The sequence below is a fragment of the Sphingobacterium sp. Lzh-3 genome (assembly GCF_046764375.1).
Lineage (GTDB): Bacteria > Bacteroidota > Bacteroidia > Sphingobacteriales > Sphingobacteriaceae > Sphingobacterium.
In genome coordinates this window covers 6110228-6124261 of the sequence record NZ_CP177226.1, presented here as the reverse complement: position 1 = coordinate 6124261, position 14034 = coordinate 6110228, and the positions used below count along the sequence as shown (strand labels likewise).

The window sequence follows — 14034 nt, the reverse complement described above, 5'->3', positions numbered from 1 at the left end:
ATAACAATGAGTATCGGCACTTATAAATAATTATTTACATATGAAACTTCCGATAGTGGCGTATGGCGATCCTGTATTAAGAAAGGTCGCTGAAGAAATAGTTGAAGACTATCCAGATTTAAAAAAATTGATTGATGATATGTTCGACACCATGTATGCAGCTCATGGTGTTGGGTTGGCGGCTCCGCAGGTAGGCTTGCCGATACGTATGTTCGTTATCGATGCAACTCCTTTTGCGGAAGATGATGAAGAAAACAAAGAAATGCTCCAATCGTTCAAAAAAGTTTTTATTAACCCGATCATGGTTGAAGAATCTGGTGAGAAGTGGGCTTTCGGAGAAGGCTGCCTGAGTATTCCAGATATTAATGAGGATGTATTGCGTCACCGAAATATTCGTATCAATTACCTGGACGAGAACTTTGAAGAACACGAAGTGGATCTAACAGGTTTGGCGGCTCGTGTGGTACAGCACGAATATGATCATATTGAAGGAAAGCTCTTTACCGATAAATTGAGTGCGTTGAAAAAGACGATGTTGAAAGGTCGTTTGGATGCCATCTCGAAAGGAAATATTCGCGTAAGTTATAAAATGAAATTTCCTCAACAAAAGAAAAAGCGTTAGTCCACACTAACGCTTTTTCTTTTATAATGGTTTTCAGTATATTAATAATTCCAGTAAGGTTCAAACATCGTCGTTTTTTTAATCATTTTCAACTGCTTCTTCCAGGATATTGAAAACAAATCGAGTCTCATGCATTTTGACCGGTTTCAAAGGAACGTACGCTTCCCTGAGCTTTCACTCAATCCAACCGGGGTAAATATAAACGATATTTAACGGCAGTCATCCGTATCAAAAATACAACAGCTGCTCCGATAAAAGCCGCCCAGGAAATATCGAGATCAAGATGTACCAGCAAGATATACATTAGGCCACCACCTAAACAGGCCGTAGCATATACTTCTTTTTTAAAGATGAGCGGTGTTTCATTAAGTAGGACATCGCGTGTCATCCCCCCACATACTGCGGTGAACATTCCAAAGATAATAGCCGCATAGGTGTTGCTTTCGTAGTTGAGTGATTTTTGTACCCCAAGGATAGTAAAAAAGCTAATTCCGATGGCATCAAAAAGTGTCAGCGTGCGATAATAACCATACAACTGTTTATTGAAGACAATGGCAATTAAAATTCCGAGGAAAATAGCGATGAGGTAATTGCTGTCATTGACCCATACCGGGCGCAGATTCAAAAATACATCCCGCATCGATCCGCCGCCAATGGCTGTCACAAAGCCTAAAAAGGCTGCCCCAAAAATATCAATATCTTTACGTTTTGCCGACAGCGTGCCTGATATTGCAAAAAATAAGGTGCCAAGCAAATCGCTTAGATAAAAATAGTTGGCATCAGTAATCATGGTGATTTTATTTAAATACGTATATTATATCTTTTATGCTGATGAAAAGGCACTACTGCCAACATCAATCATGAAAATTTTTCCCTTTCAATGACAAATTTAGGAGAAATCTTGATAGTTTAGATTCACCGAAAGGCGAATAGCTTTCAAACCCGCGATTCCCTGTACATCCTCCAATTTTAAATGTTCGATGGCATGCTCAATGATGCCCATGTCGTAGATTGCCTTTATACTCAACATGAGGTCCTCCAGGATTTCATCCGATAAATAGACAATAGCAATTTTATTGACCTGGGTAAGTCGTTCTTTGGTTCGCTTTATCCGAATTTTGTCTATCCTTTTTTTGATTATTTCATAACGGATATTGAGTGATCCCTCTACATCAAACCTCCGTTCATCTTCCCGGAAGCTGATATCAATGCTATGTGGATTGATAAAAATCAACTGTGTTGTTTCTAAAGCCAAAGGCAGAATATTTTTCGCATGGTAAGCTTTCAGCGCAATTCTTGCCATAGAAATAATTTGCTGACGCCTAAATACATTGATAAATTCGTAGCTGAATGGCTGTTGTGGCGTAATGGATTCGCCGATATAAATGTCATATTCAATACCGTCTGTCCTGAATTTTTGAAAATACGATGGGTAATTCCCCTGGATGAAGCTATTGAAATGGTCTAGTTCCTTACCGATCAATTGATTGATCTGGCGTAAAGAAGTTTCAAATTCATTCCTATAAAATTCACCGGTTTCTCGATTGGTGAAAAAATGCTTCGCGTAATGTTCAATCACCTCTATTTTTGATGGAAATTGCTTTCTGGCTTCTTCTAAAAATGGCTGTACATCTTTTCTAAAAAACTCAATAATCTTGACCATAGACTCATCAAACGAAATACGGTCAAGAGATTCTGTAATTTGATCAACACGTGCTGAAAAAGTCATGATCAACTTGTGTTTTCCATCTAAAGAGAGTTCATCAATAAGCATTGCGAGCTGTTTGACCTTGAAGCTAAAGTCTTTCAGAATGGAGGCGTTTCTTATGATAGTGGAGTCTTTGACATCGACAGCACCATAGAGCGGATAGACTTCTTCAAATACAACCGCTTTGATATGTGCATCCGGGCTGTCGTTTTCCAGTTCCTGGATATACTGGGCCGCTATATGGTTAAATTTCCACTGAACCGAAGGCTGTATGGTCGTAAATCGGTTGATGATGATATCGTCGATACGTTTTTTAAATTCTAGCGTAATATCCTGAGATAATTGTGATAAAAGCGGGACCAAAGAACTTAAGGCTTGCATTGTCTCATTGTCGAGCTGATCTTGTTCACGGCTGTATATTTCCAATATGCCTGAGAGGGAATGATTATGGATAAGTGGAATACACAGATAGGTCGTTACGCCCGAGTGGCCAATCCGCTCGTCAAAAATGGATGTGGTATTTCGGAGGCCATTCGTTTCATTATTGGTATAAAAGATCACATGCGGATGTTTTAGGTAGCCCGCAAGTTCAGGATTGATCTTGAAGGGTTTATTTGCGGAATACGCTTCGGCAATCAAGACGCTCTTATTGTTGATTGAATAATCGAAAAATGGTACCCCATTTAATTGGAATAACGGAAATAAACTAAACACGGTATCAGCCCCTTTTAATAGCGGTGTAATGATTTTCTCTAAATCAGCTAAAAAGAGATGATAATTGTATGTCGGCAAGTCCAAAAGAATGGACTGAATACGGCGTAAAATATGTTCCGTACTGGTCTTTCTGAAGGTTACAATACTAAAGCCCGATAATTCAAAATCTTCCAGTTTAACAGTATTGATAACGGTGTTCCAATCAAAAAGCGAATCACTCGGATTTTCCGATAATCGTCCTATATCAAGGGCAGGCAATGTTTTTTTTGCCTTGATCTCCACAAATTTGAAATCGATGTCCAAATCGTAATAATCGACGATCTCCCCCTTATCATTGAGTTGATGGTAAACAATACTGCTGTTCTCATTGGAAGAAAAGCCATAGAGCCGCTCGAAGATGAGAGTATAAAAGAGCTTTTCTTGATTAGTAAGAAGGCTGCCGGTAGGCATCTTCCCTTGAATTTCTTGCTCCACAAGCTGATGACTAGCTAGGTCGAAAAAGGCTTCCGTGCCATAGAAGGCTTCTTCTGCTAGGGCTGTTGTGAGTGCCCAATATCTTTTTGGAGCAGTGTCAAGCAACGATACGGAGAGGCTATAAATCAATTGCAGAATATCTTTATAGGCATTGAGGTTATGCTTGCAGAGTTTACCGTTGAGATGCTCTATTTCTTTGATGCGTTCCAGCGCAAACAAAGGAATCATGTCATCCGATGAAGTGCCATTTTCAATAAAAGACTCCAGGTATTTGAAAAATGGTTCAAAGTCTAGCCTGCCATCATACGTATTGGCCGTTTTCGCCGTTGTGAGTTGTACTTTCTTTATCTCCATAGATCGAAAATTTTAAAAGCGGAAACCTGTGCTGAAATAGGGATACCAGCCTTCATTGGATTTCGTCATGACAAAATGCAAAGGAAGCGCATTGGCGACGATGTAATAAATGCCACCACCCACACCTTGATGAAACTTATCGCTGTTATAGCCCTTTGCCCACACTTTTCCAAGATCATACATACCCATTAGTCCGAATTCACCCGGAAGAACATAGCTTTTGACATCAATTACTTTGATACGAGCCTCTAGGTTATTGTAAAGCATCTGTTGCCCTGCAAATCGGTACTGGCGAAATCCTCTGAGATTTTCATGGCCGCCTAGAAATAGATATTGATAAAATGTAGGGTTCCCGACAACGGTGCCCCCTCCTGTTCTATTGGCAAATATAATACCTTCATTAAATGCACTAAAATAGCCCGTCATAGCAGCACTTAACTGCGCTGAGTTTTTTGAATACTGATTGAGTCCAAAATAAGAATTCAAAGCGGCTTCAATATATAGCCCTTTACTTGGGTTAATCTTTCGATTACGGGAATCTTGCGTTAAAAAGGCATTGATACCTGCAAAAGCTTTGTCTTTGGTAATCGATAAACTATCGTAAGAATGTAAAGCTTGGGGATTTAAAATAAATCGATCTTCATTTTCAATTGGATCTAAGTGGTAAAATTGGATATGCGGACCTACGGCAAAGTTTAATGTAGCTGAAGGTTTCCACCGTAACTGTGGATTGATATTGAAAATATTGAATCTACTTCTGTAATATTTTGCACCATACTGTTCCTTTAAGAAGAGCGAGTTATTACCTACGCCGAAGAAATTCTGGGTGTTGTCAGGAGCCTTTGCTAGTGCATCGACAACAAGATCCGCATCTCCGACAACAGCTATCCATTCGCCTCTATAGCGGATTTTATAAGCTCCGGTTCGGAAGGCTGTTGCTACAGTAAGTTGTTGCTTATACGTAAAAGGGCTTTTTCTAAATCCACGCTGATGTGTGTAAGCAGCCCCTAGCCCCAGCGAAAAACCGTCATCAGCATTATAGCCCGCAGTCACCAAGGGTAGCCAGGTGTTGTACAGGTTTACAGGAACAAATTGCGTGTTGGTACTATCTTGTGCATAATGAAGCTTTATTTTGTTCTTTTCACCCAGTAAAGTGGAATTTTTGGTGTTTTCGTAAAGCTGTATTTTCGATTTGCTTTGGTTGATCACATAAGTCTTTGGCGTGTTATCGCCAATAATTCGGAGTTTTATAGGAGAATTTGTGTTATCGATGACAACAGAGTCTTTCCCTTCAGCCAAATAGAGGCGAATTTCTTTTGTCAGGGAATCTTTATAGGTTTTGTCCATCAATGCTTTGGTGACTTTACCATCTTTATTGATCTTCGAAACTTTGACTTTTAAGTTTTTATTTGCTGTGCTGTATATTTCTACTTTTTCGTTTTTGTCGCTAAGATGAATATCGACAATGTTATTAATGAAATTGTAATACTCTTCCATCGCCATGGGAAGTGCATCACGACGGCTTTGAAGTGTTTTAAAAATTTGCTCTCCACGAATAGTAATGGACGATTGCGGTAGGCTATGTACCGACTCCCATAATACCGAATCTGTGAGACGTGCTACAAATTGCTTGACCTCTTTGGTCCATTCCTTGTGAGGAAGCTGGTTGCTCGGATGAGCATTTAAAAAGCGTGATTTAAATAAAGAATAGCGAATATCGGGAATACCGGTCGTGAAACCTTGCATGACTGGGTTGACAAATTGCTGATAGATATCTTTCATTAGAAAACCTTGTGTGACACGCAGTGCCTGATCCCGATCGCGGGGAATAGGAATATAGTCTTTATCGTGATCTGCGCTATCCTGATTTTCATTGTACCAACGCCATTGATCCTCGTGTCGATCCCAGTCGCTTACCAGTACATCCAGCATTCTTGCGCGGAGATATGCCTTAGCCTTAAAGTTATCGTCGTTATCTTCCTGTAGTTTTCGTACAGCTTTTGGGCTGTTGTCTGAATCACCAAGAGGTTCGCGTTCTTCTAGTAAAGCCACCGTATGCTCAAAAAGCGGCGCATATTCACCCAATATGCTGTCTTGTGCAACAACGCCGATGATTGGATGGGCATGTGGGACGTTCACGGCATTTGCCAAAGCCGGGATCATAAGCGCGGAATAGGGATGCTGCGCGCTAGTGGCATCGTCCAAGACATCCTGTACAAAGGTGCCATGTAGCTCTTCTGGTATAAGGGATTCAGTCCTTTTATTGACTGATCGTAGGGCCCATTCCCGACCGCTTGAATCTGTAAGTCGTAGAGAAACCGATTGCATCCCGCCCCCTTGTTTGACAGGACGCAGTCCCCCGTATAAGGTTGAAAGTTGGAGCAAAGGTAAGGTGGTTTCTGCAGCCCATTCTTTGCGGTAGTTTTCGCCAAGGAAGAACTTTTTGAATTTACTGGCTTTACCATATTTTGCATTTGCAACGATACTTACACTGTCCTTGATGACGGTTTTAGCAAAGGACTTACCCTGGTGTGCAGGTGACTGTGTATGTTTTTGTTGTGAATAAACATGACTAGCAAGAAAAATAAGAAAGAATGGTACAACCTTTTGCATGCCTATTTTTGTTCAAATTTATAAATGATCCCTTTATCCTGATTACCGGCTTCGCTGCTGACGTAAAGATTGAATTTTGAATCAAAGTTAATGCCTTCAGGTTGAGGGAAGATCTTCGGATCTAATGGAGAGAGCGATTTTACACGAAAATTCTCATCGGTGACCACAAGGGTTTTGTCGACAGAAGATAAGATATACCATTCCTTACTGTCTGCTTTTTTAGCTAACGCGGAGGGTTTGAACGTTTTCTTAATTTTAGCATCAAATGCCTGAAGTTGATCAAGCTGGATGGCAAATTCTCCTTTCGGCTGGAATTGACCATGCTCGTCAATTGAAAAGACATAGCCAGAGGTTTGCGGTTGTTTTCTATCGACCTTGCATTCTTTGCATAATACGTATGCCTGGTTACTTTCGCGGTCAACAAAAAGTCCCTCGTACTCTCCTTTTGGGAGTAAATTTTTCTGTTCAACAACATTTTTTATATCGTCCTTTTCGGCAATCGGAAAGGAATAGATGCTGCCATTGCTCTTTAAGATAAAGAAATGTGTATTGCTTATCGAAATATCCTCATAGTCGCCATCTTTTCCGAAAGGGTTGAACGTGACTTTTTGTGTCGGTTGGTTAAACTTATAAAGAAAGCCCTGCTCGTCTTGGATGGCATAAATATCGTCATCCTGTCCCGCGAGGAAGGCTATTCCGGATATTTCTAACAATTCGTCTGGCAAACTCATTTTTATGCCCGAAGATAATGTATAGGGTATTTGTTGCGGTTTTTCAGCTTGAACATGAGCGAGCTTGTTGTTATTTTCCTTGGCTGTATTATTCGGGTTGCAGGCGAGAAAAATAGCGGAGGCTAAGCCTAATGCTATCGTTGTCAATATCGTCGGGTTTTTCATCATTATATGATTAAATTTAAATTGATGAAGTCATCAGATTTCTGAATGAGCTTACGTGCAATGATTATTTTGTTGGGCTTTCAGGCTGGTCATGCTTTTATGGGATGCCCTGCTGAATAGTCCTATTTTTTCATTTTACCTTTCAAATAATTAAAGATTTGTTGCTGAGAAACATTCTTCTGTTGTGTTTCTATTGCCTGATTTTGCCCATGTTCATCCAGGAAAGTTGCTTCGGTGTCGTCCGCAAACTGAATATCGAACAGCTCCTGTATTTGATATGCTAATGTCAGATCCAACAGCGGAAAGCAAGTTTCTATACGTCGGTAGATATTGCGGTTCATCCAGTCTGAAGAGCCTAGATACACGTTGCTTTGGGCTTGATATTGAAAAATAAATATTCTGCCATGTTCTAAATATCGTCCTACAATCCGTTTCACGACAATGTTGTCGCTCAATCCAGGTACTTGTGGTTTTAGTCTACAGATTCCTCTAACCAATAACTGCAGTTTTACCCCTGCCCGGCTTGCTTCATACAATTTATTGATTAACGATTCTTCTTCCAGATTGTTTAATTTAATTTTTATTGTAGCTGTGTCTCCGGCCTTAGCAGCTTGGATGGCCTGGTCGATCAGGGATAAAAATGTATGTTTGAGGTTGAACTGTGCAATCAGTAGATGACTAAAACGCAGCTCATTTGGACTATGGGGTTTTCTCCGGGCTGGTAAAAACTCGAATAGCATAGCTAATTCGTTGGTTAATAGCTTATTTGAGGTGATGAGGAAGTAGTCTGTGTAGACCTTCGCCGTTTTTTCATTTAGATTTCCTGTACCTAGCAATGCACTTTCACGACCTTGTTTGCGTTTGACCAGCGCTATTTTGGCGTGTACTTTTAAATTGGGGATACTATAGGTAATTTTTACCCCCTGTTCTTTCATCAATCGAGCCCAATGTATATTATTTGCTTCATCAAAGCGCGCTTTCAATTCGACAAATACATTGACTTTTTTTCCATTTTTTGCTGCGGTAGCGAGTGCTTGTGCAATATGTGAATCACCGGCGATACGGTATAAGGTTGTGTAAATCTCGTCTACGGTTGGATCTATCGCCGCCTCGTTAAAAAAACGCAGTATGGGGTCGAACGATTCATAGGGAGTACAGATTAACAGATCCTCTCGGTCTATTTGGTCAAAGATAGATTCCTTAAAATTCTGATTCGTATTAATTTGCAGCTGTTTTGGATAAGAAAGTTCCGCTATTTTAATCGGAAATGAAAATAGATCCTTGAGATTGTGGTAGTTTCCGCCTTCGACAATGCTACTTTTCCGCAGATCAAATAGTGTTGCCAGTGTTTCTATCAACTGTTTTGGCAGATTTGGCTGGAATAGAAAGCGTGTCGCATAGCCAAGGTCACGTTTATTGACTTCCGTCTCGATTTTTTTGGCAATATCACCCTCAAATTCATCTTGGAGATTTAATTCCGCATCCCTTGTGATTTTAAAGGAATAGAAATTTAATGATGTATTTCTTATGGCTTCAGGAAAAAATGCTTTGATAATATCATCTATGAGCAAGACATATTTATTCCCATTGGTCTCACAGGTGAAAAAGCGACCAATATGATTTGAAGGAACATTTAGAAAGTATACCGCTCCAGTATTGTCGTCTGTAACGGCGAAGTACAGCTGGTTGTTGACCGGAAAAAAAGAAGTATCCTCAATTGGGATAATTTGGAGGTAGGAGGCAATTGTACTAAAGAAGTATTGAGCTGCCAAATCTTCTATTTCCGTTGGAATAGCTTGATTGTAAATAAAGAGTATATCTTCTTTTGCTAATTCTTGGATAATATCAGCTAGTATTAGGCCAAATTTTTCCTGTTGTTTGTTGATGGTTTTTGATGCTTTTTTATACGTCCCAATATCTATGTTCGGAATGAGCTCTCCAGGAGTTTGCTTCATTATTTTTTTCCAAGCCATCAGTACAGGCATTCTAACCCGATAAAATTCATCCAGATTGGATGAGAAAATAGCGAGAAACTGTAGTTTTTCCAATAAAGGGACCTCCTGGCGACCAGCTTGGTCAAGTACCCTATCATTGAACGACAGCCAGCTGATGTCTCTGTTGATATAAAGATCTTTCTTCTTCATCCGTATAAATTTATGGTTATGGCAACATGCTTACAACAACATCAATTAAATGATGCAGTCTATTGGTCGCTAATGATTGATTTAAAGGCCGCATCTTTTTAAACAAAAGAAAGTATGGACATCATGACACCGGTATATTTCGCGTGTTTATAGGATCGCATTTAAAATATCATATTAAAATATGGTTGCGAAGACAAAAGAAACAACGGATATAACAAGGCCAAACATAAAAATTCCATATGCGTATCGTAGAAGTTTGTATTTTCGGCCTAATACCACACCTTGCGAATAAACATCCTTAGTGAGCATACCATATAGAAATTCCGAATCGACCATTACCTTCTGCATGCCCTCGTTGTAGTCGTCGAGTTTCATCTTGTAAAAGTTCCCAAAAAAGAGCAGATTGACGGATTTTTGTTTGATTTCCTCCTTTGAGAATTTGCCAGAGGGAATTTTGGGTATTGTTGATAGTATTGCCATGACCATGGTTGCTACCACGGCCGTTGTTAAGATAATTGTTGGGATAATAAGGTGCTCGTTGGCATCTAATTTCCGAAATAAGACAGCAATCACGACGGAAAGGATAATGGAATTGACCGTTAATAAGATGTTGGCCTTATTGTCTGCCATGTCGCTTAATCGCTGATTGTTTGAGGACGTAATCCGGAACATCGTTTCTATCCCACGTTCTGGCTTACCGCCTTTCTCCTTTTCTTTCTTGCCTTCTTTTTTACTTTCTTTATTTTTTGAGATGGATTTCTCCTGTTTTTTCTCCAGTTCTTCTAGATTCATCTCCTTTTTGGCATTAAGCTTTTGTTGCGCATATTCAGTATGGTAATGATGGCTCTTTAATAGTTTGATTGTGCCCGCCCGCCATACGTCTTTATCGATCTCCTTCCCGAGTACTGCTTCGGCTTCGGCTTTCATGAGTTTGTTTCTGTTAACGAAATCCTCATTCCCAAAATGAAATAGGTCCGCGTCACAGAGAATTTGTTCCAGCAGGTTTTTTGGATCCTGAGGCATTCTCGTTGCTAAAATGCAGCCTTTGATTTTTTCTTGTATGGCTTCCGGTATTCCTTTGTCCTGGAGAAAATTGAGCGCAATTTCAACACTGATCTTCTCATGACCGATGGCATTATCAGATTTAACGTAGCCAAGGTCATGAAAGTAGGCAGCACTAATAACGATAAAGTGATCCTCCTCTCCTAGTTTATAGTGCGATGATATCTCCTCCGCAGCACGGACAACAGAACGTGTGTGTATTGTATTGTGAAAACAATGGCAAACTGAAATATTTTCTGTAATATAAGTTTCAGCATATTCTTCTACCTGTTTTAAAAGCTGAGCATAATCTATCATGGACCAATATGGTTTTATGTGCAGTAAAAGTATTTAATATCTTTAATTTCTTAAAAATAAGGTCTTCTTTTTTGTTATTTATTAACCTAGATCAAATTTACTCAAAAAAGAATTATTCCAATAGTTGTAAAATTACCTGTTATATAAGTAGATAGTTGATTGTTAAAACAGATCGTTAATCGGATAAGATTTTTCAATATAAGCCATGACGCTCAGGCCGACTGGGTTTGGATCGTTTTATGATGAGAGAGACCTCATGGTTCCTCCCTAAGGGAGGAAGAATTCTGGATTGCTTATCATTTAGTTTAGTTTTTACCTAGAGTTAGTTTAGCCTTAAGTTAGGGTTCGTTTAGCTATTACCTAAGCTATACCTAAACAAACCCTAAGTAAACCCTAACTAAACCCTAAGTAAAGTGGTAAGAAAGTATAGCTATAAAATGGGTAAATCAGGAGCTCTGTATGCTGTCATCCTTTTATAAGCTGTGCTGCGGTATCCTTGGGTGCCATCTTTCCGGCGGCACAATTTTCCCGTCTTTCCGGTACGGATTCTATCCGAGGGGCCGCGCAGGCTTTTGGCAGAAGATCCCGACCGGATTATGCAGCCTGATATTTCTGTTGTCTTGTTGTTGTTCTTTGACCTTTTGGCTGCCATCTTCCCACCCTATCCCCGTCCGTCTGTTGTGCCCGGCTCCCTGTCGCGGGTATTGGCTGTGCTGGTATTCCCGGCCGTCACTTAGTACTCTTTTGCGCAAGCCCCCTCTTTTCGGTGTCCTGCGCGGTTGCGGTTCCTGATCACATCCTATCTCTATTATACCTATCCTATCCGGGGTATTAAACGCTGCATAGCTCTGTTGTTCTCTGTCGGCTACGTTTGCGGTTCCCAGTCTCCCTTTTCAATGCTGCGTCGGTGGGGGCAGTAGATCCGGCAGGAGCATTTCAGGATGTTTTTGCGGCCAGATGCCGCTATGTGGCCCAATCTGGCGGCCGGATCAGCCATTCCAGCCTTCCGACCACCTATTTTACAAAAAGAATCTCGCACCGTTACAGGCAGTTAAGGGGAAAATGAAATAAATAAGAACAAAAGGCTTGGAAGTTTGTTCCTAAACTCCCTATCTTTGCACCACTCCGCAAGGGAGGGACGGTTACCACGAAAAAGGGAATCCTGAAAAAAGAAGGGTTTAAGAGAAGTCTGGCAGGATCTAAAATCCCGTTCAGTTTATTTTAAACGCGGAAATCAAAAAAAAAGGAAAAGAAAAAAAACTTAAAAAATTTTTTGGAAGTTCAGAAAAGATTTCTACCTTTGCAGTCCCAACGGAAACGGAGGGAAAAACAAAACGATAAAGAGTGGCGCAATGCCCATCGGAATAAAGCGGATACGGAAGTTGAAGCGACAAAGTTCTTTAAGAAAACACAATCATGTAAGCGTGACGAGTAGACAAACGAAAGTCATGAACAAATTCAAGTAATTCGTTCAATTCGATCCAAGATCAGAGATATAAAAAAGAATTCTGATTATTATAAATAGTTGGAATCAAAAACTTCATTTTACAATGGAGAGTTTGATCCTGGCTCAGGATGAACGCTAGCGGCAGGCCTAATACATGCAAGTCGGACGGGATCCATCGGAGAGCTTGCTCGAAGATGGTGAGAGTGGCGCACGGGTGCGTAACGCGTGAGCAACCTACCTCTATCAGGGGGATAGCCTCTCGAAAGAGAGATTAACACCGCATAACATCAACAGTTCGCATGTTCAGTTGATTAAATATTTATAGGATAGAGATGGGCTCGCGTGACATTAGCTAGTTGGTAGGGTAACGGCTTACCAAGGCGACGATGTCTAGGGGCTCTGAGAGGAGAATCCCCCACACTGGTACTGAGACACGGACCAGACTCCTACGGGAGGCAGCAGTAAGGAATATTGGTCAATGGGCGGAAGCCTGAACCAGCCATGCCGCGTGCAGGACGACTGCCCTATGGGTTGTAAACTGCTTTTGTCCAGGAATAAACCTAGATACGTGTATCTAGCTGAATGTACTGGAAGAATAAGGATCGGCTAACTCCGTGCCAGCAGCCGCGGTAATACGGAGGATCCGAGCGTTATCCGGATTTATTGGGTTTAAAGGGTGCGTAGGCGGCCTATTAAGTCAGGGGTGAAATACGGTGGCTCAACCATCGCAGTGCCTTTGATACTGATGGGCTTGAATCCATTTGAAGTGGGCGGAATAAGACAAGTAGCGGTGAAATGCATAGATATGTCTTAGAACTCCGATTGCGAAGGCAGCTCACTAAGCTGGTATTGACGCTGATGCACGAAAGCGTGGGGATCGAACAGGATTAGATACCCTGGTAGTCCACGCCCTAAACGATGATAACTCGATGTTGGCGATAGACAGCCAGCGTCCAAGCGAAAGCGTTAAGTTATCCACCTGGGGAGTACGCCCGCAAGGGTGAAACTCAAAGGAATTGACGGGGGCCCGCACAAGCGGAGGAGCATGTGGTTTAATTCGATGATACGCGAGGAACCTTACCCGGGCTTGAAAGTTAGTGAAGAGTGCAGAGACGCACTCGTCCTTCGGGACACGAAACTAGGTGCTGCATGGCTGTCGTCAGCTCGTGCCGTGAGGTGTTGGGTTAAGTCCCGCAACGAGCGCAACCCCTATGTTTAGTTGCCAGCATGTAGTGGTGGGGACTCTAAACAGACTGCCTGTGCAAACAGAGAGGAAGGTGGGGACGACGTCAAGTCATCATGGCCCTTACGTCCGGGGCTACACACGTGCTACAATGGATGGTACAGCGGGCAGCTACATAGCAATATGATGCTAATCTCTAAAAGCCATTCACAGTTCGGATTGGGGTCTGCAACTCGACCCCATGAAGTTGGATTCGCTAGTAATCGCGTATCAGCAATGACGCGGTGAATACGTTCCCGGGCCTTGTACACACCGCCCGTCAAGCCATGAAAGTTGGGGGTACCTAAAGCATGTTACCGCAAGGAGCGTGTTAGGGTAAAACCGATAATTGGGGCTAAGTCGTAACAAGGTAGCCGTACCGGAAGGTGCGGCTGGAATACCTCCTTTCTAGAGTATCGAAGATCGGTACTCGTCACGTTACATATGATTGCAGAAGAAAAAACATCAGAAGAAAGTGCCC

Annotated in this window: 8 protein-coding genes and 1 rRNA gene; 3 read left to right on the top strand and 6 right to left on the bottom strand. The window is 41.4% G+C overall.

Going from position 1 to position 14034, the window contains the following annotated elements; translation table 11 throughout:
- Positions 1-40: 40 nt before the first annotated feature.
- The gene (def, locus tag ACLCDV_RS25600) at positions 41-622 is read left to right on the top strand and encodes a peptide deformylase (RefSeq protein ID WP_411972547.1); all 582 of its coding nucleotides are present in this window, start codon (positions 41-43) and stop codon (positions 620-622) included.
- Between the two features lie 178 nt (positions 623-800).
- On the opposite strand, the gene ACLCDV_RS25595 is transcribed toward def, so the two are convergent.
- The 6 genes from ACLCDV_RS25595 to ACLCDV_RS25570 form a co-directional block, all read right to left on the bottom strand.
- Positions 801-1412, bottom strand: coding sequence for a trimeric intracellular cation channel family protein (locus ACLCDV_RS25595; RefSeq protein ID WP_333576099.1), 612 nt, complete (start codon positions 1410-1412; stop codon positions 801-803).
- A 99-nt stretch (positions 1413-1511) separates the two neighbouring features.
- Positions 1512-3872 carry a GAF domain-containing protein gene (locus ACLCDV_RS25590; RefSeq protein ID WP_115046280.1) on the bottom strand — a complete coding sequence of 787 codons (2361 nt, stop codon included), beginning with the start codon at positions 3870-3872 and terminating at the stop codon, positions 1512-1514.
- A 12-nt stretch (positions 3873-3884) separates the two neighbouring features.
- Positions 3885-6485, bottom strand: coding sequence for a hypothetical protein (locus ACLCDV_RS25585; protein WP_317669052.1), 2601 nt, complete (start codon positions 6483-6485; stop codon positions 3885-3887).
- A 2-nt stretch (positions 6486-6487) separates the two neighbouring features.
- A complete protein-coding gene (locus tag ACLCDV_RS25580) occupies positions 6488-7384 on the bottom strand; it encodes a hypothetical protein (protein WP_317669053.1) in 897 nt (298 codons plus the stop codon).
- Positions 7385-7503: 119 nt separating this feature from the next.
- Positions 7504-9525, bottom strand: coding sequence for a polyphosphate kinase 1 (gene ppk1 / locus ACLCDV_RS25575; RefSeq protein WP_411972546.1), 2022 nt, complete (start codon positions 9523-9525; stop codon positions 7504-7506).
- Positions 9526-9699: 174 nt separating this feature from the next.
- A complete protein-coding gene (locus ACLCDV_RS25570; RefSeq protein ID WP_317669055.1) occupies positions 9700-10884 on the bottom strand; it encodes a Pycsar system effector family protein in 1185 nt (394 codons plus the stop codon).
- A 1273-nt stretch (positions 10885-12157) separates the two neighbouring features.
- On the opposite strand from ACLCDV_RS25570, the gene ACLCDV_RS25565 reads away from it, so the two are divergent.
- Positions 12158-12319, top strand: coding sequence for a hypothetical protein (locus tag ACLCDV_RS25565; RefSeq protein WP_201670127.1), 162 nt, complete (start codon positions 12158-12160; stop codon positions 12317-12319).
- A 112-nt stretch (positions 12320-12431) separates the two neighbouring features.
- Positions 12432-13961 (top strand): 16S ribosomal RNA (locus ACLCDV_RS25560).
- The last annotated feature ends 73 nt before the right edge of the window (positions 13962-14034 follow it).